General features: G+C 72.6%; 20 protein-coding genes and 1 riboswitch. Of the genes, 6 read left to right on the forward strand and 14 right to left on the reverse strand.

The window, feature by feature from the left end; translation table 11 throughout:
* Positions 1-41: 41 nt before the first annotated feature.
* The 3 genes from ACZ518_RS04475 to ACZ518_RS04485 all read right to left on the reverse strand — a co-directional run bounded on the left by ACZ518_RS04475 (position 42) and on the right by ACZ518_RS04485 (position 3240).
* Entirely contained in the window at positions 42-626 is a 585-nt protein-coding gene (locus tag ACZ518_RS04475) for a 2'-5' RNA ligase family protein (protein ID WP_469111518.1), read from the reverse strand.
* Positions 627-708: 82 nt separating this feature from the next.
* Positions 709-1722: a tryptophan--tRNA ligase gene (gene trpS / locus ACZ518_RS04480; protein ID WP_469111519.1), complete on the reverse strand. Its 1014-nt coding sequence runs from the start codon at positions 1720-1722 to the stop codon at positions 709-711.
* Between the two features lie 249 nt (positions 1723-1971).
* Entirely contained in the window at positions 1972-3240 is a 1269-nt protein-coding gene (locus ACZ518_RS04485) for a serine hydroxymethyltransferase (RefSeq protein WP_469111520.1), read from the reverse strand.
* A 35-nt stretch (positions 3241-3275) separates the two neighbouring features.
* A riboswitch (ZMP/ZTP riboswitch) is annotated at positions 3276-3366 on the reverse strand.
* 117 nt (positions 3367-3483) lie between these two features.
* Here ACZ518_RS04485 and rocD point away from each other — a divergent pair.
* A complete protein-coding gene (gene rocD / locus ACZ518_RS04490) occupies positions 3484-4689 on the forward strand; it encodes an ornithine--oxo-acid transaminase (RefSeq protein ID WP_469111521.1) in 1206 nt (401 codons plus the stop codon).
* Between the two features lie 146 nt (positions 4690-4835).
* Positions 4836-5378: a hypothetical protein gene (locus ACZ518_RS04495; protein WP_469111522.1), complete on the forward strand. Its 543-nt coding sequence runs from the start codon at positions 4836-4838 to the stop codon at positions 5376-5378.
* A gap of 33 nt (positions 5379-5411) precedes the next feature.
* Here the strand turns inward: ACZ518_RS04495 and ACZ518_RS04500 are convergent, their stop codons facing one another.
* Both ACZ518_RS04500 and ACZ518_RS04505 read right to left on the reverse strand, forming a co-directional pair.
* On the reverse strand, positions 5412-6608 hold the full coding sequence (locus ACZ518_RS04500; protein WP_469111523.1) for a glutathionylspermidine synthase family protein: 1197 nt from the start codon (positions 6606-6608) through the stop codon (positions 5412-5414).
* Positions 6609-6614: 6 nt separating this feature from the next.
* Positions 6615-6917 carry a hypothetical protein gene (locus ACZ518_RS04505; RefSeq protein WP_469111524.1) on the reverse strand — a complete coding sequence of 101 codons (303 nt, stop codon included), beginning with the start codon at positions 6915-6917 and terminating at the stop codon, positions 6615-6617.
* Positions 6918-7014: 97 nt separating this feature from the next.
* On the opposite strand from ACZ518_RS04505, the gene ACZ518_RS04510 reads away from it, so the two are divergent.
* Positions 7015-7827: a DMT family protein gene (locus ACZ518_RS04510; protein ID WP_469111683.1), complete on the forward strand. Its 813-nt coding sequence runs from the start codon at positions 7015-7017 to the stop codon at positions 7825-7827.
* A gap of 83 nt (positions 7828-7910) precedes the next feature.
* Here ACZ518_RS04510 and ACZ518_RS04515 read toward each other — a convergent pair whose 3' ends face one another.
* Complete coding sequence (locus tag ACZ518_RS04515; RefSeq protein WP_469111525.1) at positions 7911-8381, reverse strand: NUDIX hydrolase; 471 nt, start codon at positions 8379-8381, stop codon at positions 7911-7913.
* Between the two features lie 127 nt (positions 8382-8508).
* Positions 8509-9480, reverse strand: coding sequence for a helix-turn-helix domain-containing protein (locus ACZ518_RS04520; RefSeq protein ID WP_469111526.1), 972 nt, complete (start codon positions 9478-9480; stop codon positions 8509-8511).
* 340 nt (positions 9481-9820) lie between these two features.
* Here ACZ518_RS04520 and ACZ518_RS04525 point away from each other — a divergent pair, with 340 nt between their 5' ends.
* Positions 9821-10069 carry a hypothetical protein gene (locus tag ACZ518_RS04525; RefSeq protein WP_469111527.1) on the forward strand — a complete coding sequence of 83 codons (249 nt, stop codon included), beginning with the start codon at positions 9821-9823 and terminating at the stop codon, positions 10067-10069.
* 726 nt (positions 10070-10795) lie between these two features.
* On the opposite strand, the gene pdxR is transcribed toward ACZ518_RS04525, so the two are convergent.
* Entirely contained in the window at positions 10796-12214 is a 1419-nt protein-coding gene (gene pdxR / locus ACZ518_RS04530) for a MocR-like pyridoxine biosynthesis transcription factor PdxR (RefSeq protein ID WP_469111528.1), read from the reverse strand.
* A 46-nt stretch (positions 12215-12260) separates the two neighbouring features.
* Here pdxR and ACZ518_RS04535 point away from each other — a divergent pair, with 46 nt between their 5' ends.
* A complete protein-coding gene (locus tag ACZ518_RS04535) occupies positions 12261-12785 on the forward strand; it encodes a carboxymuconolactone decarboxylase family protein (protein WP_469111529.1) in 525 nt (174 codons plus the stop codon).
* Here the strand turns inward: ACZ518_RS04535 and ACZ518_RS04540 are convergent, their stop codons facing one another.
* The 5 genes from ACZ518_RS04540 to ACZ518_RS04560 form a co-directional block, all read right to left on the reverse strand.
* Entirely contained in the window at positions 12786-13703 is a 918-nt protein-coding gene (locus ACZ518_RS04540) for a hypothetical protein (RefSeq protein WP_469111530.1), read from the reverse strand. It lies immediately after the preceding gene.
* 3 nt (positions 13704-13706) lie between these two features.
* The gene (locus ACZ518_RS04545) at positions 13707-14084 is read right to left on the reverse strand and encodes a hypothetical protein (protein ID WP_469111531.1); all 378 of its coding nucleotides are present in this window, start codon (positions 14082-14084) and stop codon (positions 13707-13709) included.
* On the reverse strand, positions 14074-15816 hold the full coding sequence (locus ACZ518_RS04550) for a hypothetical protein (RefSeq protein WP_469111532.1): 1743 nt from the start codon (positions 15814-15816) through the stop codon (positions 14074-14076). The genes ACZ518_RS04545 and ACZ518_RS04550 overlap by 11 nt, the downstream gene beginning before the upstream one ends.
* A 136-nt stretch (positions 15817-15952) precedes the next feature.
* Positions 15953-16942, reverse strand: coding sequence for a malate dehydrogenase (locus ACZ518_RS04555; RefSeq protein WP_469111533.1), 990 nt, complete (start codon positions 16940-16942; stop codon positions 15953-15955).
* A 225-nt stretch (positions 16943-17167) separates the two neighbouring features.
* Positions 17168-17782 carry a short chain dehydrogenase gene (locus tag ACZ518_RS04560; protein WP_469111534.1) on the reverse strand — a complete coding sequence of 205 codons (615 nt, stop codon included), beginning with the start codon at positions 17780-17782 and terminating at the stop codon, positions 17168-17170.
* A 70-nt stretch (positions 17783-17852) separates the two neighbouring features.
* On the opposite strand from ACZ518_RS04560, the gene ACZ518_RS04565 reads away from it, so the two are divergent.
* Positions 17853-18746 carry a LysR family transcriptional regulator gene (locus ACZ518_RS04565; RefSeq protein ID WP_469111535.1) on the forward strand — a complete coding sequence of 298 codons (894 nt, stop codon included), beginning with the start codon at positions 17853-17855 and terminating at the stop codon, positions 18744-18746.
* A gap of 13 nt (positions 18747-18759) precedes the next feature.
* On the opposite strand, the gene ACZ518_RS04570 is transcribed toward ACZ518_RS04565, so the two are convergent.
* Positions 18760-19383 (reverse strand): DUF3017 domain-containing protein, encoded by a 624-nt coding sequence (locus tag ACZ518_RS04570; RefSeq protein ID WP_469111536.1) that lies wholly within the window; start codon positions 19381-19383, stop codon positions 18760-18762.
* Positions 19384-19386: the final 3 nt, after the last annotated feature.

A 19386-nucleotide genomic window follows, 5' to 3' on the forward strand; every position in this document is an offset into this window, starting at 1 on the left:
AGTCTCCGTTTCCGCGCGCACCGGGCCCTGCGGCCCCTGCGTCAGGGGCGCGGCACGGCCGCGTCGCCCACCGGAGCGGGCTGTGCGGGGACGCCGGCGGCGCCGGTGCCGAAGGGGTACTCGCGCAGCTTGCGCCAGACCCCGTCCGAGCCCTGCTCGTAGAGCGCGAAGCCCTCGCACAGCCAGCCGGCGGCGTAGTCGGCGAGCTCGGTGAAGGCCCGGTCCATCGCCTCCTCGGAGATCCCGTGGGCGACCGTGACGTGCGGGTGGTACGGGAACGCCAGCTCGCGGGCGAGCGGCCCCTCGGGGTCGCGCACCTCCCCCTGGAGGCGGGTGCAGCCCGGGGTGCCCTCGGCGAGCCGGACGAAGACGACCGGCGACAGGGGGCGGAAGGTCCCCGTCCCCTCCAGCCGCATCGGGAAGGCCGGGAAGGCCCGCGCGACGTCCGCCAGGTGGGCGCGGATCGCGGGCAGCCGGTCCGCCTCCACCTCGGTGGGCGGTACGAGGGTGACGTGCGTGGGGATGCCGTGCGCGGCGGCGTCCCCGAAGCCGGCGCGCAGCTCCTGGAGCTGGCTGCCGTACGGCTCCGGGACCGCGATCGAAACGCCGAGCGTTACGGTCCCCACGTGTGTCTCCTTGGTGTGTGTACGAGGTGCTGCCGCTCAGTGTGGCGGCAGCACCCCCTCGGCCGCCAGGGGCCCAAGTCCGTCAGTGCTTGGCGGGCAGGAAACCGAGGTGGTCGTAGGCCTGCGCCAGGGTCTCGGCGGCGACCGCCCGGGCCTTCTCCGCGCCCTTGGCCAGCAGGGAGTCCAGGGTCTCCGGGTCGTCCAGGAACTCCTGGGTGCGCTGCCGGAAGGGTGTGACGAAATCGACCATCACGCCGGCGAGGTCGGTCTTGAGCGCACCGTAACCCTTGCCCTCGTACGAGGCCTCCAGCGCGGGGATCGACTCGCCCGTGAGGGTGGAGAGGATCGTGAGCAGGTTGCTGACGCCGGGCTTGTTCTCGGCGTCGAAGCGGATCACGGTGTCCGTGTCGGTGACCGCGCTCTTGATCTTCTTCTCGGTGACCTTGGGCTCGTCGAGGAGGTTGATCAGCCCCTTGGGGGAGGAGGCGGACTTCGACATCTTGACCGCCGGGTCCTGGAGGTCGTAGATCTTCGCGACCTCCTTGACGATGTGCGCGGCGGGGAGGGTGAAGGTCTGGCCGAAGCGCTGGTTGAAGCGCTCGGCCAGGTCGCGGGTCAGCTCGATGTGCTGGCGCTGGTCCTCGCCGACCGGGACGGCGTTCGCCTGGTAGAGGAGGATGTCGGCGACCTGGAGGATCGGGTACGTGAACAGGCCGACGCTGGCGCTGTTGACCCCGCCCTTGGCGGACTTGTCCTTGAACTGGGTCATCCGGCTGGCCTCGCCGAAGCCGGTGATGCAGTTCATGACCCAGCCGAGCTGCGCGTGCTCCGGGACGTGGCTCTGGATGAAGAGCGTGCACCGCTCGGGGTCCAGACCGGCCGCGAGGAGCTGCGCGGCCGACAGGCGGGTGTTCGCGCGGAGGTCCTTCGGATCCTGCGGCATGGTGATCGCGTGGAGGTCGACGACCATGTAGAAGGCGTCGTGCGTCTCCTGGAGGGCGACGTACTGGCGGATCGCTCCGAGGTAGTTCCCGAGGTGGAACGAGCCGGAGGTGGGCTGGATGCCGGAGAGCGCGCGAGGACGGTCAGAAGCCATGCCCCCATTCTTCCACCTGCCCGATGCCCCTCCGCCCGGCGGGCCGTGTCCCGTGCGGCGGACTCCGTCGGCGGAACCGGTCGCCCCCGGACCCCCAGCGCCTCAAACGCCGGCGGGCTGGATTCGCTGCGCGGATCCAGCCCGCCGGCGTTTGAGCGCAACGGGGTCCGGGGCGGAGCCCCTGCGGGTACCTCCCAGCGGTAGCTGGGGGAGGAACGGTGGAAGGGCGGGTGGGGGACCTGCCCCGCGTCAGGAAAGGGGCAGCCCCGGGGCGGGGAAGGCCGCCATGAGGTCCGCGACCTCGGAGCGGATCACGGCGAGGGCCCGCTCGTCGGCCTTGGCGGCGGCGTCCACCGCGCGGGAGATCCAGTCCGCCACCACCGGCATGTGGCCGGCGGTCAGGCCCCGCGACGTCAGCGACGGCGTGCCGATCCGGATCCCCGAGGGGTCGAACGGCTTGCGCGGGTCGAAAGGCACCGTGTTGTAGTTCACCACGATCCCCGCCCGGTCCAGCGCCTTCGCCGCGACCTTGCCCGGGACGTCCTTGCCCGTGAGGTCCATCAGGATCAGGTGGTTGTCCGTGCCGCCCGAGACCAGGTCGAAGCCCTGCTCCAGCAGCGCCGCGGCCAGTGCCTTCGCGTTGGCCACGACCGCGTGCGCGTACGAGACGAAGGACGGCTGCGCGGCCTCGTGCAGTGCCACCGCGATGCCCGCCGTCGTCTGGTTGTGCGGGCCGCCCTGGAGGCCCGGGAAGACCGCCTTGTCGATGGCCTTGGCGTGCTCCTCCCGGCACATCAGCATCGCGCCGCGCGGGCCGCGCAGGGTCTTGTGGGTGGTCGTGGAGATCACGTCCACGTGGCCCGCCGGGGAGGGGTGGGCGCCGCCCGCGATCAGGCCGGCGATGTGGGCCACGTCCGCGACGAGGATCGAGCCGGCTTCCTCCGCGATGGAGGCGAAGGCCTCGAAGTCGATCGTGCGGGGCAGGGCCGTACCGCCACAGAAGATGATCTTCGGGCGTTCGGCCAGGGCCAGCGCCCGCACCGCGTCGTAGTCGACGAGGCCGGTGTCGGGCCGGACGCCGTACTGGACGCCGCGGAACCAGGAGCCCGTGGCCGAGACGCCCCAGCCGTGCGTCAGGTGGCCGCCCATCGGCAGGGCCATGCCCATCACCGTGTCGCCGGGCTCGGCGAAGGCCAGGTAGACGGCCAGGTTGGCCGGCGAGCCGGAGTACGGCTGGACGTTGGCGTGGTCCACCCCGAACAGGCCCTTGGCCCGCTCGATCGCGAGGGCCTCGACGCGGTCGATGTTCTGCTGGCCCTCGTAGTAGCGGCGGCCCGGGTAGCCCTCGCTGTACTTGTTCTGCAGGACGGTGCCGGAGGCCTCCAGCACCGCGGCGGAGACGTAGTTCTCGCTGGGGATCAGCCGCAGGGTCTCCGCCTGGAGGGTCTCCTCGGCGGACACGAGCGAGGCGAGCTCGGGGTCGGTGGCGTACAGGGCGGGCTGGCGGTGCGCGGTCATCGCGGCTCCTCCGGGGTCGATGTCGATTCTCGTCCCCGCGAGGCCCAGGCGAGCGGCCCTGTGTGCGGTCGTGCGCGCACGACTCCCCCGGAGTTGGTTCTCCGTACGCCAGTCGCCGTGCGTACCGAACACCATAGCGGGCGCGGCACCGGGGAGGTTTCCGGTTCCACGATCCGAGCGACGATACAAATGACGTCACCCACGTCACCCGCGCCACCAGCCAGACGGACGATCGGAGACCCCGTGTCGAGAACTGCTGATGCCATCCGCTCCGCCGACGAACACAGCGCGCACAACTACCACCCCCTGCCGATCGTCGTCGCTTCGGCGGACGGGGCGTGGATGACCGACGTGGAGGGCCGCCGGTACCTCGACATGCTCGCCGGGTACTCGGCACTCAACTTCGGCCACGGCAACCGCAGGCTGCTCGACGCCGCCCGCGCACAGCTGGAGCGGGTCACCCTCACCTCCCGCGCCTTCCACCACGACCGCTTCGCCGACTTCTGCGCCGAACTCGCCGCGCTGTGCGGCAAGGAGATGGTGCTGCCCATGAACACGGGCGCGGAGGCCGTGGAGACGGCGGTCAAGACGGCCCGCAAGTGGGGGTACGAGGTCAAGGGCGTCCCCGACGGCCAGGCCAAGATCGTCGTCGCCGCGAACAACTTCCACGGCCGTACGACGACCATCGTGTCCTTCTCCACCGACCACGAGGCCCGCGACCACTACGGCCCCTACACGCCCGGTTTCGAGATCGTCCCGTACGGGGACCTGACCGCGCTCGACGCCGCCGTCACGGCCAACACCGTGGCCGTGCTGCTGGAGCCGGTCCAGGGCGAGGCGGGGGTGCTCGTCCCGCCCGCCGGATACCTGGCGGGCGTACGGGAACTGACGCGCCGGCGGAACGTCCTGTTCATGGCGGACGAGATCCAGTCGGGCCTGGGCCGCACGGGCCGGACCTTCGCGTGCGAGCACGAGGGCGTCGTGCCCGACGTGTACGTCCTCGGCAAGGCGCTCGGCGGCGGGGTCGTGCCCGTGTCGGCCGTGGTCGCCGACCGGGACGTGCTCGGGGTGTTCCGGCCCGGCGAGCACGGGTCCACCTTCGGCGGGAACCCGCTCGCCTGCGCCGTCGCGCTGGAGGTGATCGCGATGCTGCGCACCGGCGAGTACCAGCAGCGCGCCGCGGAGCTCGGCGACCACCTGCACCGGGAGCTGAACCTGCTGGTCGGCGGCGGCTCGGTGACCGCCGTACGCGGTCGCGGGCTGTGGGCGGGCGTGGACGTGCACCCGGCGCTCGGGACGGGACGCGAGGTCTCGGAGAAGCTGATGGAGCTCGGCGTCCTGGTGAAGGACACCCACGGCTCGACGATCCGGATCGCGCCACCGCTGGTGATCTCCAAGGAGGACCTGGACTGGGGGCTGGACCAGCTGCGGTCGGTGCTCTCCGCGTAGCGGCCGGAAGGGCGGGTGCGGCCGGTCCGCCGGCCGTGCCCGCCGCTGCGGTGGACACCGGCAGCGGCCCGCCGGACGATGGGAGGACCCCGTACGGGTGCGCGCCCCGCCGATCCCGGGCCCGACCCTCCGATGGGAGCATCCCCATGCACCGACGCAACCGACACCCCGTGCTCTGCGGCTTCCTGGCGTCCTCCGTCGCCCTCGGCGGCGCCGCCGCCCTCGCCGCACCGGCCGCCGCCGCCCCGGCGGCGGTTCCCGCCGCCAGCTGCACGGTCACACCCGACCCGCAAGGGCGGTTCGTCGTCATCACCGGCGAGGGGTTCACTCCCCCGCGCACCCTCAACGACGGCGAGTCCACCGAACCGCTGGACATCGACGCCGACGGCAACTTCCGGGTCCAGCGGTTCCAGAAGAACGTCGAGTACACCGTCCTCGCGGTCAACGAGGACCAGTCCCCCGTCTTCGTGAACTGCAAGGTCGCGGGGTCCACGCCCTCGACCGGGGACTCCAGCGAGTTCCAGAAGGGCTACGCGGACGGGCACCTGGCCGGCATGAAGGCGGCGTCACGGTCGAACTGCGACGTCCCGGCCCAGCCCGACACGAGCCAGGACCACTCCAAGTCCTACTGGCTCGGCTGGAAGTCGGGGGCCGAGACGTCCTTCGACAGCTACTGCGGCGACAACTGACGGATCCTGACGGCCCTGACGGCCCTGACGGCCCTACAGGATGACGTGGGGCAGGAAGCGGGCGTACTCGTCCGTGACGAGCCCCGCCGATTCCCGGATGCCCAGCCCCGCCGCCTCCTCCTCGACGACCCACGCGCCGAGCACCACGCGGTTGCCGTCGAAGTCGGGCAGGGGGGCCAGCGCCTGGAAGACGTACGTCTCCCCCTCGGCCGGGACGAAGGGCTCGCCCTCCCCGCCCGCCTCGTGCAGCGTGACCCCGGCGCCCTCCCGGCCCAGCAGCGGCTTGGCGGCGTACCCGCAGGTTCCGGCCAGCTCGCGGGGGCCGTCGAGGTAGGCGGGCAGCAGGTTGGGGTGCTCGGGGAAGAGCTCCCACAGGATCGCCAGCAGTGCCTTGTTGGCGAGCAGCATCTTCCACAGCGGCTCGATCCAGGCGGTGGTGCCCGAGCCGCCGCCGTGGTCGTAGGTGCCCAGCACCTGCGGGCCGAACTCGTCGGTGACCAGCCACTCCCACGGGTAGAGCTTGAAGCAGCCGCGGATGAAGCGGAGCTTCTCGTCCACGAACCTGCCCGAGAGGCTGTCCCAGCCGATCGTCTCGACCGACAGCGCGTGCGTCTCCAGCCCGGCCTGCTCGGCGGTCTCCTGGAGGTAGGCCACCGTCATCAGGTCCTCGCCGAGCTCGTCGGTCTCGGAGTGCGCGAAGTGCACCGGGCCCGGCGGCAGCAGCTCGGCCTGGCGGCGCCAGGCCTCGACGAGCCGCTCGTGGAGGGAGTTCCACTGGTCGGCGCCGGGGAAGCGCTCCTCCATCCAGAACCACTGCGGGCTCGCGGCCTCCACCAGGGAGGTGGGCGTGTCCGCGTTGTACTCCAGCAGCTTGGCGGGCTCGCCGGTGCCGTCGTAGCGCAGGTCGAACCGGCCGTAGAGGGAGGGCTGTTCGGCGCGCCGGCGCCAGGACTCGGTGATCAGCGCGGCCAGCTTCGGGTCCGTGATGCCGAGGTCCGCGAAGCGGTCGTTGTCGACGATGTGCGCGGCGGCGGCCAGGCACATGGCGTGCAGTTCCTCGACCACCTCCTCCAGCGCCTCGACCTCGGGGAGTGAGAAGGAGTAGTAGGCGCTCTCGTCCCAGTAGGGGCGCAGGGAGTCGTCGGGGTAGCGGGTGAGGGGGTAGATCAGCCCCTGCTCCTCGACGGTCTTCTGCCAGTCGGGGCGCGGTTCGATGGTGTGCCGCTGCATGTGCGCTCAGCCGCCGGAGGAGCCGGAGCTGCTGTGGCCGCCGATGCCGCCGCGGGTGACGGCGGACTTGTCGAAGCTGCCGCCGGTCACCTTGCCGTTGCGGACGGAGCCGCCGTAGTAGTACGAGCCGGTGCCGCCGCTCTTGCACTCCTTGGAGTTCAGGTGGTCCAGCGTCTTGCGGGAGGCGCAGCGCTTGTCGGGCTCGTCGCTGCTCCCGCAGGCCACGAGGGTGGCGGCGAGCAGGCCCATGCCGCCGAGGGCGACCGCGCCGGAGCGCATGCGTCGTCTGGTCGTGTTGCCGGTATCCATGGCCTGCACCCTAGAGCGGGGGCGCGGGGGGATGGAATCCGGCCGCCGTCACACCCTTGTCACGATGGTGACCTAGAGTCGGTTCGTGCTGGTTGGGATGGTTTGTGCGCTGGGTGCGGCGGTCTGTTTCGGTACGGCGTCCGTATTCCAGGCGGTGGCGGCCCGGGCGGCGGCGGGGCCGGGGGCCGGCTCGGGGGTGGACGCCGCGCTGTTCCTGAGGGCGGTGCGGCAGTGGCGGTACCTGGCCGGGCTGGGGCTGGACGCGGTCGGCTTCGTGCTCCAGATCATCGCCCTGCGGAACGTCCCGATCTACGCGGTGGGGGCCGCGCTGGCCGCCAGCCTGGCGGTGACGGCGGTGGTCGCGGCCCGGCTGCTGCGGGTGCGGCTGTCGCGGCTGGAGTGGGGCGCGGTGGGGGTGGTGTGCGCGGGGCTGCTGATGCTCGGGCTGGCCTCCGGTGAGGAGGGGTCGGGGACGGGCACGCTCGCGCTGAAACTCGGCCTGCTGCTGGTCACGGGGCTCGTGCTGGTGGCCGGCGCGGTGGCGGGGCGGCTGCCGGACGGCTCGCGCGCGCTGGTGCTCGGGCTGGCGTCGGGGACGGGCTTCGGAGTGGTGGAGGTGGCGGTCCGCCTCATCGACTCCGTCTCACTGCGGGAGCTGCGCAACCCGGCGCTGTACGCGCTGCTGCTGGGCGGGGCGGCGGCGTTCCTGCTGCTCACCTCCGCCCTGCAGCGCGGCTCGGTCACGGCGGCGACGGCGGGCCTGGTGCTGGGCGAGACGATCGGCCCGGCGGTGGTGGGCGTGGCCTGGCTCGGCGACCGCACCCGCGAGGGCCTGACGTGGCTGGCGGTGGCCGGCTTCGCGGTGGCCGTGGCCGGCTCCCTGGCCCTGTCCCGCTTCGGCGAACCGTAACCCCGGCCGGGCCGCTCCCCGTCCAGGGGCCGGGGGGCTGACCAGCTCGGCAGCCGGCGCGCCAGGCACACGGGTGCTGCCCGCTAGCCGAGGTAGGGCGTCGGCCGGCCCTCCAGGAAGTGCTGGAGCCGTAGCTGCTGGGTGTGGTGCATGGGTAGCGCGTCCAGCTCGCCAGGTTCGACGAACCGGAGTTCCGTGCTCTCGTCCGAGATGGCCAGCGAGCCTCCGATGAGGCGCGCCCGGAAGCACACATTGAACTGTCGCCGTACCTCGCCGTCGCTGTACGCGATGACGTGCCTGGGGTCCGTGTACGTGCCGACGAGGCCCGTGATCTCCACGTCGAGCCCGGTCTCCTCCTTGACCTCGCGGACGGCCGCGCCGGGCAGCGAGTCGCCCATGTCCATTCCGCCGCCCGGCAGTGCCCACAGGTCGCTGTCCCGGCGGCGCTGAAGCAGGATGCGGCCCTGGTCATCGGTCACGACGGCCGAGGCCGCCACGACCATGCTGTTGGGCCTCGGGGCGTTCGGGTCGTCGTAGTACTCGGTCCGCGCCATGGGCTCACCCTTCCACGGGGCGGGCGGTCTTCCACACCTCGCCGAAGCTCTATCACTGCCGGCCGAGGGGTCGGGCCAAGAGCCGCTGGGAATTTGGGCGCCCGCGATTCTCAGGCGTAGCGATCATTCAGCGAGCGGCCAGTGCCCGTTTCAGGGCGTCCCGGTGTTCCTGCGTCCAAGGGGCGTTTCTCAGCTCCGGCGGCAGTCCCTCAAGTCCCGCCGTGATGTGGTCCACTGCATCCGCGTACCGGCCGAGCCCCATATTCGCAAGGCCCATGTTCAGGCGGTTGAACTCCGGCGTGAGCCAGTAAGCCGTCTCCGGTGGGGGAAGGGCAGCAGCGGTATCCGTCAGTCGTTCCGCCTTGTCGACCATGTGCAGTGCGTCGTCATGTTCCCCCAGCTCTGCCAGTCCAGCGGCAGCCTGCAACATGTCCCCGAGCCTCTGCGCGGGGTGGGCACCGGGCGTGAATGCCGCTGCCGTGTACCAGCGGGCGATGCCTTCGGGCCTGCCTTGCTGGCGGGCAAGGTAGCCCTTGAAGTTGAGTGCTTGTGCGGCGAGCGTGCCGTTCCGGATCTCATCGGCCAACTCGACTGCATCGTTGAGGAGTTCTACCGCTCGCACGTCCTGCCGATCTTGGGCGAGCATCCAGCCGCCGAACTGGACGAACTCTGACGCCACGGCCGCCAGTCGATTGCGATGCGGACCTCGGGCACCCTTCAGCATCCTGGTAACTTCCTTCATTTGAAGGAGAGTTGTGGGAATGATCGACTTGGGTTGCACCGAGTCGTCCAGCCTGCGGTAGGCGCCAAGCACACCGGCCAACGCGTCAACGGTGCCGGCATCCAGTCGTGAGGGGTTCTCCACACTGTGGGACACCCGAGAGTGGTCGTCAGAGTCCAGCACGGTACCGGCCAGAGCCCCGCCGGTACCCAAAAGATCGTCCAGGGCGCTGGCCAGCTTGCGTGACGGTTGCTGCTTCCCGTTGAGGACTCGGGACAAGTAGGCGGGGTCGTAGTTGATGGCATGCGCGGCGGCCTTCATGGAGTAGCCGTTGTCGTGCAGAGCACGGCGGGCAAGATCGGCGAAGTCGTCACGCATCGCGCCTCATCACGCAGGGGTTGACCGGTGGATTTCCAGAGTAGTCAACGCCGGTCAACTCCCGCGTGACCGTTCGTCACATCAACCATCGATGACACGAGCAGTGACACCTGAGGGGACGGCGAGGGTTGATGGCGGCGCACAGTGTGGCGGAGCTGGACCACGCGATAGCGGCAGGCGGCTTCTACCGGCTGAGGCCGTGCCCTGAAGACCCGTTCCCCGCCTGGGCCGACGTGCCGGATCGGGTGCCCCGCAGGGGCTGCACGCGGCCCACGCAGGACGTACTGCGGGCGGTTGAAGCCGGACTCAGGCGGAACCCGGACGGGGAGGTGAGCGACGCATGGGCGAAGAGGGAGCGAGCGTAGGCGCAGAAGAGGAATTCGAGTCCACCCCGGAATTCCTTGAATTGCTTCGCATCGGGTGGATGACCATGCAGGCGAAAAAGCGTCTGGACGCCGACGAGTACGACGACCCATACCAGCGGACGAGTGACGCGATTTTGGTTGTGTTCCCTTCTCTCCTGTCCGCAGTCGGCAGTCTGAGCGGCACCCTTCCGGGCCAGGGTGAGCACGGCCAGTGCCCAGGATGAGCGCCGGAGAGGCGCGGGAACAGCGCAACTACATCGCCGCCCATGAAGACAAGCTGAGGAAGCGCCTGCGGGACGGCGAGACCTACCTACAGATAGCCGCACAGCTCGGAGTCAGTCCGAGAGTTCTCAAGCAAATGCTTGAAGTCGTGTTAGCGAGAGTCGGAGTCCATCGGTGCCAGTCGTGCTCAACAGCGTCAACACGGAGCGCCCCGCACAGTGTGGAGCATGGGTGAAATTGCGGCCTCACCACGTAGCGGCCATTCGCCGTTATCCGATGGAAGAGCCCCGGTATGAGGGGTGGGTGAATGACTCCGCCACCTGCGGACGCAGGTACCGACACGACGGCTGGCATGAATCCGGCATGCGTCCGCTCGACGAGAAATACGGGGGTACGGAGGTCGGGATTCGCTGGAAGCGGTACAGCGGCCACCTCAGCCCCGCCGGCTTCCAGGTCGTGGCTTTGAGACCGCTTTCAGCCGTGCCGGACGGCCCCGCAGCGGGCTGAGGGGGAGGGCGGTCGCCAGTCTCCAGGAAGCCCGGTGCGCACCACCCGCACACGACCACCGGCGCCGGCCGCCCGAACCGGCCCCGCCCCGGACCGGCGCCGGCCGCCCGAACCGGACCCGCCCCGGGTCCGATGGCCGGAGGCCATCGCAGCGGCGCGAAGCCGGGGAGGCGCCCCGGCGCCGAGCCGCGCGAGCGGCGCGTGAAGAAGGCGGCGGCGCGTCAGGAGGGGAGCGCGGCGGTCAGCGCGGACAGCGTCGGGGTCCAGGCGCTCGTGGACGGGGTGCCGTAGCCGACGATCAGGGCCTCGCGCGCCGGCATCCCCGAGTCCGGGTGGCGGAACCGCGCGAGGCCCTCCAGCGCGAGGTCCTGCCAGGCCGCGGCCTGGACGATGGACCGCTCCGTGCCCGGCGGGAGGTCCAGCACCGCGTGCAGCCCGGCCGCGATGCCGGACACCGGGACCCGCCCCTCCACCGCGGCCACCAGCTCGTCCCGGCGGCGCCGGTACCGCAGGCGCATGCCGCGCACGTGGCGGTCGTACGCCCCGGAGGTGATGAACTCCGCCAGGGTCAGCTGGTCCAGCGCGCTCGACGTCCAGTCGACCACGCCCTTCGCCGCCAGCACCTCCTCCAGGAGGTCCGGCGGGACCACCATCCAGCCCATCCGCAGCGCCGGGGCCAGGGACTTGCTGGCGGTGCCCAGGTACACCACCCGGTCCGGGTCCAGTCCCTGGAGCGCGCCGACGGGCTGGCGGTCGTAGCGGAACTCCCCGTCGTAGTCGTCCTCCAGGATCACCCCGCCCGTGCTCCGCGCCCAGTCCACGGCCGCCGCCCGCCGCGCGGGGGTGAGGGCCGCGCCGGTCGGGAACTGGTGCGCCGGGGTCAGCAGCACCGCGCCCGTGCGGGGGCCGAACCCGGCCAGGTCCGGGGTGCGGGCCCCGGCCTCGTCCACCCACAGCGGGCGGGTCGCCAGCCCGGCGCCGGTCAGCAGGTCCCGGTGCACGTCGAGGCTGTACCCCTCCACCGCCACCTCCCGCACCCGGCGCCCCCGCAGCACCCGGCCGAGGAGCTGGAGCGCGTTCGCGAAGCCGGCGCACAGCACGATCCGGTCCGGGTCCGCGTACACCCCGCGGGCCCTCGCCAGGTACCCGGCGAGGGCCTCCCGCAGCTCCGGCCGGCCGCGCGCGTCGGCGGCGTACCCGAAGGCCTCGTTCGGGGCGTCGGTCAGGGCCCGCCGGGCCGCCGCCAGCCACGCCCCGCGCGGGAAGCCGCCCAGGTCCGGGGAGCCGGGGACCAGGCTGTACGCGGGCCCCCGCGGTGCGGGGCGGCGTACGGCCTGCCGGCCGCCGGCGGCCCTGCGCACCCTGGCCCGCTCCGCGACCCGGGTGCCCGAACCCCGGCGGGCCGTCAGCCAGCCCTCGGCGACGAGTTCCGCGTACGCCTCCGCGACGGTGTTGCGGGCGATCCCCAGGTCGGCGGCGAAGGAACGCGAGGACGGCAGCCGGGTCCCGGGCGCGAGCCGCCCGCTGCGCGCGGCCTCCCGCAGCGCCTCCGTCAGCGCCGCCCGCAGGCCCCGGACCCCCGCCGCCGCGGCGAGGTCGAGGTGCAGGTCGGCTCCGAAAGTGGCCCACGATCCAGTCATGAACATGGACCATACCGGCGGGCCGCCCCGCCCCTACGGTTGGGACATGAGCAACCAGAACGGAACCCGCACCGACACCGCCGACACCGCCGAACTCGCCGCCGAGCACGCTCCCCGCATGCAGTTCGCCAAGCTCGCCCCCGAGGTCTACAAGGCCGTCATCGGACTGGAGATCGCGGCCAAGAAGGGCCTGGACCCGAGCCTCGTCGAACTCGTCAAGCTCCGCGCCTCCCAGATCAACCACTGCGCCTTCTGCATGGACATGCACAGCAAGGACGCGCTCGCCGCCGGCGAGAGCGTCGAGCGCGTCCTGCTGCTCGGCGCCTGGGAGGAGTCGCGGCACTTCTACACCGAGAAGGAGCTGGCCGCGATCGAGCTGACCGAGGCCGTCACCGTGCTGACGGACGGCTTCGTGCCCGACGAGGTGTACGCGAGGGCCGCGAAGCACTTCGAGGAGGCCGAGCTGGCCCAGCTGATCGCCGTCATCGCGACGATCAACGTCTGGAACCGGATCGGCGTCACCACCCGCAAGACCCCGGGGCACTACACCCCGGCGGTGAAGAAGGCCTGATCAGTCGGGGCGGAAGGACTCCAGGGCCGCCGTCAGGTGCGTGCGCGTCGCCGTGCTGTCGGCGGCCGGTCCGGCCGCCAGCAGCGCCCACCGCCGGCCGTCCGGGGTGGTGACGATCCGCTCCATGCCCCGGCGGCGGCCGTTCGACTCCGAGCTGTCGTACTCGTAGACCAGCTCGCAGCCGGTCCCGGCGGTCGGCTCGATGGAGATCTGCCGGTAGCCGGGGTTCGCCTTCAGCTGGTCCGAGGAGATCTGGAGCAGGGTGCACGAGCCCATGGCGCTGCTCTCCGTGACCCGGAAGATCTGGAGCAGGGCGCTGCGGTCCCCGGGCCGGCGGTAGAAGTAGCCGCTGCCCGTCTCGTCGGTGCTGGGCTCCCAGCCGTTGGGGACGGCGACGGAGAAGCCGTTCTCGTTGTGCACCACGGTGTGGCCGGCGCCGGTGCTCGGCGACGGGCTCGGCGCCGTCGGCGACGGGCTCGTGGACGCGGGCGAGGAGGGGCCGGGCTCCGGGGCCGTCTGCTGCCCCGACGGGGACGCCGGCGGCCGCGCGGCCTTTCCCGCGCCGTCCCCGGCGCCCAGCAGCATCCACGCCGCCACCGCGGCACCGCCCACGACCGCCGCCGCCAGGCCCACCAGCACCGGGGTGCGCCACTGCTGCCCGCCGCCCGGGCCGCCCGGCGGGGGCGGCGGGGGCACGGGCGCGGACGGCATCGGGGGCCACGGTTCGTGGTACCCGGGGGCGGTCTGCGGGGGCGTCGTGGGCAGCAGGGACGGCACGGTCGGCGCGGTCGGCGGCTGCGGGGAGACCGGAGGCGCCGGAGGCGGCGTGGCCGGAGGCCCCGCCCCCCGCGCCGGAGCCGGCCCCCACTCCCACCGCTGCGACTGCGGGTCCCAGCGGGCGCCGTCGGACGAGGACACCGGTCAGCCTCCCAGCGAGGCGAGCAGCCCGCCGAGCGCGGTGGCCGCGCTCAGCGTCTCCACCAGCGGGGCCCACCGCTCCAGTGCCCCGCGCAGCCGCGCGGGCAGGCCGGGCCGGATCTCCTCGGCCCCTTCCAGCGCCCCGGCCGCCTCGTCGAGTTCGGCGTCGAGCTCCGAGCGCTCGGGGCTGCGGGGCAGCCGCACGAGGGCGGCACGCAGGTCGCGTACGGCCTCCAGCAGCTCCTCGGCGCCGGGCACCCGGTCCTGCGTACCGCCGTCGTGGTGGTGGACGGTGTTGGTGTTGTCGCTGCCGCCGAAGCTGAAGGCGCTGCCGTGGACGTCGCCGATCCGGATCCCACGCGCGTCGTCGTCAATTCCCACCGCTGCTCCCCTTGCCGCTCGTACCGATGGTGTTGGTGTTGTTGCTGCCGCCGAAGCTGGCCGCGCTGTGGTTCATCGACTGGATGTAGACCCCGCCCTCGGCGACGGTGACCGCGCGCCGCGCGAACTCCTCGGTGTGCCAGCCGGCTTCGTGCAGGGCGACGGTAACCCCGCCGACCACCCGGTCCTGAATCGTTTTCAGGTACCGGTCGAGGTCCATGAGGTGGAAGAGGGAGCCGTCGTCCATCGCGGCGAGTTCCCGCACCGACATCTCGGGCCCCTCGGGGCGGGCGCCGCCGTGGCCGCCGGTGGCGATCCGGCTCCAGCTGAGGTATCCGCGGCCCAGGGTGGCGACGGAGGCGGCGAACGAGCCGGGGGTCGCGGCGAGCGCGTCGACGGCCTTGCCGAACCAGTTGTTGTTCAGCAGCCGCTGGGCGGCCGCGTCGGCGTTCTGGAAACCGGCCCGTACGGGGAGCAGTACGTGCGGGGCGACTTCCAGCATCAGCATGCCGCCCTGGGTGTGGACCCGTACGAAGACGGTGACGACGAGGTTCTCGTCCCAGCCGCCGACCCGGATGCGCAGGAAGTGCCGGCGCCGCTCCCCGCCCTCCTCCATGGCTCCAAGGCGGTGCTCGGCGAACTGCGCGGGGGACAGCGGGGCCGCGTCCCGGTGCGGGAGGCCGACGGCCGGCAGGAACACGCATTCGTCGACGGACAGCTCGCGCAGCCGGTCCAGTACGGCCTCCTGGGCCTCCCGCGAGCCGTGCGGGGAGGGCTCGCGCAGGGCGTGCAGCAGCGGGGTGATGCGGCCCACGATGTGCGCGTTGGTGACGGGCTGCGGCTTCCGGCCGGGGGCGAGGTCCTCGCGGGGGCGCAGTTCCACGGACAGCTGCCAGGGCCGGAACGCCTCCCCCGCGCCGGTGAACGGGGCGTTGATGTTGTACATGACCAGCGGGGCGTGCTGTTCGCCGCGGATCCGGGCGCGGACCCGGGCGAAGCGGGGGCTCTGCGAAGCCTCGGCGGGGTCGTTCGCCCGGTCGGCGTACCGGGACGGGGAGAGTTCCCTGAGGACGATGCGGGCGGCGTGGCCGCGCTGGAGCCCGACGACGGCGACGAGGGCCGCGAAGACGAGGGGCGTCAGCCCCGCGCTCAGGGAGCCGGTCGTTCCGGGACGCGCCATGCCGGCGGCGGCGTAGGCGGCGTCGCGGGAGAAGAAGGAGAAGACGTCGAGGAGCGTGCCGAGCGCCGTGAAACTGCCGGTCGTGGCGGACCAGATCGTCAGGACGACGAAGACCAGCCACACCCAGGTGTAGATGCGCAGCACCAGGCCCAGGAAGCGCACCAGGCGGTTGCGGCGGGCGCGCAGCCAGTTGGCGAGGCTCAGCTGGAGGAAGGGGATGAGCAGCAGGGTGAGCTGCCAGCCGGTCAGCAGGGACCCGGCGAACCAGGCGCCGATGACCCCGGCGGCCCAGGCGAGCTCGATGCGGCGGGCGCGCAGCGCGTGGGCGAGGACCCGGGTGGCGTCGAAGCCGTAGGAGGGGGCGGCGATCCGCTCCTCGTGGACGAACAGTTCGTCGATCACCCGATCGCGGTACGCCGCGTCCAGGTACGTTCCCGCGCACAGGAGGCGGCCGGCCTCGCTGACGGAGGGGTGTACCGGCGCACGGCCGCCGTACGGGTCCGCTCCGGCGTCACCGCCGCCGGACTGAGGGGGAATCAGGTGGTCGGTCACCGGCCGACCTTATTTTCCGCCTACAGGGTTGGACAGGTGCTTTCACGCCAAAGCGCCCCGGCCGTGTTTGGCCGGGGCGCTTCGGGATTCGTACCGGTCAGGCCTTCGGGTGAAGCGCCTGGTCAGGACGGGTGGATCAGATCAGGCCGAGCTCGCGCACCGCGTCGCGCTCCTCGACGAGCTCCGCCACGGACGCGTCGATGCGCGCACGGGAGAACTCGTTGATGTCCAGGCCCTGGACGATCTCGTACTTGCCGTCCTTGGTGGTGACGGGGAAGGAGGAGATGATGCCCTCCGGGACGCCGTAGGAGCCGTCCGACGGGATGCCCATCGAGGTCCAGTCGCCCGCGGCGGTGCCGTTGACCCAGGTGTGGACGTGGTCGATGGCGGCGTTGGCGGCCGAGGCGGCCGAGGAGGCGCCACGGGCGTCGATGATCGCGGCGCCGCGCTTGGCGACGGTCGGGATGAAGGTGTCGGCGAGCCACGCCTGGTCGTTGACGAGCTCGGCGGCGTTCTTGCCGGCGATCTCCGCGTGGAAGATGTCCGGGTACTGGGTCGCCGAGTGGTTGCCCCAGATGGTGAGGCGCTTGATGTCGGTGACGTCCGAACCGGTCTTCTGGGCCAGCTGCGTGATCGCGCGGTTGTGGTCCAGGCGGGTCATCGCGGTGAAGCGCTCGGCCGGTACGTCCGGGGCGGCGGCCTGCGCGATGAGCGCGTTGGTGTTGGCCGGGTTGCCCACGACGAGGACCTTGATGTCGTCCGCGGCGTGCGCGTTGATCGCGGCGCCCTGCGGCTTGAAGATGCCGCCGTTGGCGGCGAGCAGGTCGCCGCGCTCCATGCCCTTGGTGCGCGGGCGGGCGCCCACGAGCAGCGCGACGTTGGCGCCGGCGAAGCCCTGGTTCGCGTCGTCGAAGATGTCGATGCCCTTGAGCAGCGGGAAGGCGCAGTCGTCGAGCTCCATGGCGGTGCCCTCGGCGGCCTTCATGCCCTGGGGGATCTCCAGGAGGCGGAGCTTGACCGGCACGTCCGCGCCGAGCAGGTGGCCGGACGCGATGCGGAAGAGCAGCGCGTAGCCGATCTGGCCGGCGGCGCCGGTGACAGTGACATTCACGGGAGTGCGGGTCATGGCCTTCTCCGTTAGACAGCTGGCGGTGGGGCGTCCCCGCCCCATGTGCTGGACCCCAATTGCTGGGGAGGACGCCGCTTCCCTGTCCTGTGAATCTTGACGTGAAGAGACATCCGCGGTCAGGCTATCCGACCCGCGGGGCCACCAATCCCCCGGACCCTGTGGTCCACGGCACACGGGCGGCCGGGTTCGGAGGTTTCGAAGGTCCGGACGGGCGTGCGGCCACTACTCCACCCGGAAGACCTCCCCGGTCCGGTGCCCTTCGACGGACTTGACGTAGGCGTTCGCGGCGCGGGCGACCGGTACCGGGTCGAAGCCGGCGAAGGCGTCCCCGTACGCGTCGAGGGACTCGGTGAAAACGGTCGGGCTGACGGCGTTGATCCGCTGGCGGCCGGGGAGCTCGATGGCGGCGGCCCGTACGAAGGCCTCGACGGCGCCGTTGGCGAGGGAGGCGACCGAGCCGGTGAGCAGCGGTTCGCGCGCGAGGATGCCGGTGACCAGGGTGAAGGAGGCGTGCGCGGGGAGCCGGGGGGCGCCTTGGCGGACCAGCTCGACCTGGCTGACGGCCTTGCCCTCCAGGCCCTCGCGGACATCGGCGGTGCTCAGCTCGGACAGCGGGCGCCACGGGACGCTGCCGGCGGCGCTCGCCACCGCGTCGACGGGGCCGACCGCGTCGTACATCTCCCGGACGGACTCGGGGTCGGTGATGTCGACGTACACGTCCGCGTCCTTGCGGGAGGCGGTGACCACCTCGTGGCCGCGTTCGCGCAGGGCCGTGCGGACCGCGCTGCCGAGGGTTCCGTTGGCTCCGACCAGGAGCACCTTCAGGGGAGCGTTCATACGACGAGCATCTGCCCCGCCCATCGTGAAGTCCAGCTACTTCAGCTACACCCGTCGTTAAGCTGAACTCATGCTTGATGTGAAGCGGATGGTCATCCTGCGGGACCTCGCCGAGCACGGGAAGGTGACCGTGGTCGCCGAGCTGCACCGGGTGACCCCCTCCGCGGTCTCCCAGCAGCTGCGCGCCCTGGAGGCCGAGGCCGGGGCCGTCCTCGTCGAGCGGGAGGGGCGCGGGCTGCGGCTCACCCCGGCCGGCGCGGCCCTGGCGGCCGCCTGCGAACCGGTGCTGGCCGCGCTGGAACGGGCCGAGGGGGCGGTACGGGCCCTCGACTCCGGCCCGGCCGGCGAGCTGTACGTCGGCTGCGCCCCGAGCGCGCTGGCGACGGTGGCCGCGCCGCTCGTCGCCCTGCTGGCGCGGCGCCATCCCGGGCTGCGGCCGCGCGTGGTCCAGGCCGACCCCGAGGAGGCCGTGCCGCAGCTGCGCCGGCGGCGCCTGGACCTCGCGGTGACGTACGCGTACCCGCTGCTCGGCCCCGCGCCCGCGGGCGGCACCACCGCCGTCCCGCTGTTCGACGACCCGTTGTGCCTGGCGCTGCCCGAGGCGCTGCTGCCGGCCTACGAGCGGGAGGGGCCGGCGGCGCTGCGCGGGGCCGACTGGGTCTCGGCGCCCGCCCCGAGCAGCTGCCGGGAGATGCTCGTGCACACCTGCCGCAACGCCGGGTTCACCCCGCGCATCGCGCACGAGTGCTCCGACCTGCGGGCCGGGCTGTGGCTGGTCGCCGCCGGGCGGGCCGCGTCCGTCCTGCCGAAGCTGTTGTGCGACGCGCCGCCGCCCGGCACGGCGGTGGTGGAGCTGCCGGGCCGGGGGCGGATCCTCCAGGCGCTGGTCCGGGCCGGTACGGAGACCCGCCCGGCGGTCGCCGCGGCCCTGGGCGCCCTGGTGGAGGTGACCGCCGGGCGCTGACCCGGGAGCGTCGTCAGCGGACGGTGAAGCGGACCGCGCTCTCCAGGAACGGGAGGTGCAGCCACGGCCCGGGTTCCATGACCAGCGCGAGCAGCGTGATGGCCACGCCCAGCACCCCGTACGTGATCAGGTCCGTGAAGCGGGAGCGCACCGCGAGCATGCCCACCGAGGGCAGGACGCGCCGCATCACCGCCGCCGCGATCAGCGCGACGCCGATCACCAGGCAGCCGACCCGCGCGTACCCCACCGCCGTGGTCAGCAGCCCCACCGCGGTGGCGGCGAGGACGCTGAGCATCGGCCACTGCCGGGCCGGTGTGGACACCGACCCCGGGATGGCACGGCCGCCGCCCTCGGGGCGGGCCGTGTCCTGGGTGACGGTGGGGAAGCGCCGGGACCGCGCGGCCGACGGCGCGGGCCGCTCCGCCGCCTGCCCGGGCCCGGACGCCTTGCCGGGCCCGGACGCCTGGCCCGGACCGGACGCCTCGCCCGGACCGGAGGCCTTGCCCGGACCGGAGGCCTTGCCCGGGCCGGGAGCCCGCTCGGGCTCCGGCGCCTCACCGGGTCCCGGTCCGGCCGCCGCCCGCGCGCCGTCCTGCGGGCGGGGCGCCCCGCCGGGCGCCCCGCCCGTACCGCTCACGTC

The sequence above is a fragment of the Streptomyces sp. NPDC033966 genome (assembly GCF_055575955.1).

Coding starts and splice junctions, on each gene's coding strand:
- ACZ518_RS04565 (WP_469111535.1), top strand. CDS start 17,853: ATGCTTGATGTGAAGCGGATGGTCATCCTGCGGGACCTCGCCGAGCAC.
- ACZ518_RS04515 (WP_469111525.1), bottom strand. CDS start 8,381: ATGGCGCGGACCGAGTACTACGACGACCCGAACGCCCCGAGGCCCAAC.
- pdxR (WP_469111528.1), bottom strand. CDS start 12,214: ATGACTGGATCGTGGGCCACTTTCGGAGCCGACCTGCACCTCGACCTC.
- ACZ518_RS04510 (WP_469111683.1), top strand. CDS start 7,015: ATGGTTTGTGCGCTGGGTGCGGCGGTCTGTTTCGGTACGGCGTCCGTA.
- ACZ518_RS04505 (WP_469111524.1), bottom strand. CDS start 6,917: ATGGATACCGGCAACACGACCAGACGACGCATGCGCTCCGGCGCGGTC.
- ACZ518_RS04560 (WP_469111534.1), bottom strand. CDS start 17,782: ATGAACGCTCCCCTGAAGGTGCTCCTGGTCGGAGCCAACGGAACCCTC.
- ACZ518_RS04535 (WP_469111529.1), top strand. CDS start 12,261: ATGAGCAACCAGAACGGAACCCGCACCGACACCGCCGACACCGCCGAA.
- ACZ518_RS04500 (WP_469111523.1), bottom strand. CDS start 6,608: ATGCAGCGGCACACCATCGAACCGCGCCCCGACTGGCAGAAGACCGTC.
- ACZ518_RS04520 (WP_469111526.1), bottom strand. CDS start 9,480: ATGCGTGACGACTTCGCCGATCTTGCCCGCCGTGCTCTGCACGACAAC.
- ACZ518_RS04485 (WP_469111520.1), bottom strand. CDS start 3,240: ATGACCGCGCACCGCCAGCCCGCCCTGTACGCCACCGACCCCGAGCTC.
- trpS (WP_469111519.1), bottom strand. CDS start 1,722: ATGGCTTCTGACCGTCCTCGCGCGCTCTCCGGCATCCAGCCCACCTCC.
- ACZ518_RS04525 (WP_469111527.1), top strand. CDS start 9,821: ATGGGCGAAGAGGGAGCGAGCGTAGGCGCAGAAGAGGAATTCGAGTCC.
- ACZ518_RS04495 (WP_469111522.1), top strand. CDS start 4,836: ATGCACCGACGCAACCGACACCCCGTGCTCTGCGGCTTCCTGGCGTCC.
- ACZ518_RS04555 (WP_469111533.1), bottom strand. CDS start 16,942: ATGACCCGCACTCCCGTGAATGTCACTGTCACCGGCGCCGCCGGCCAG.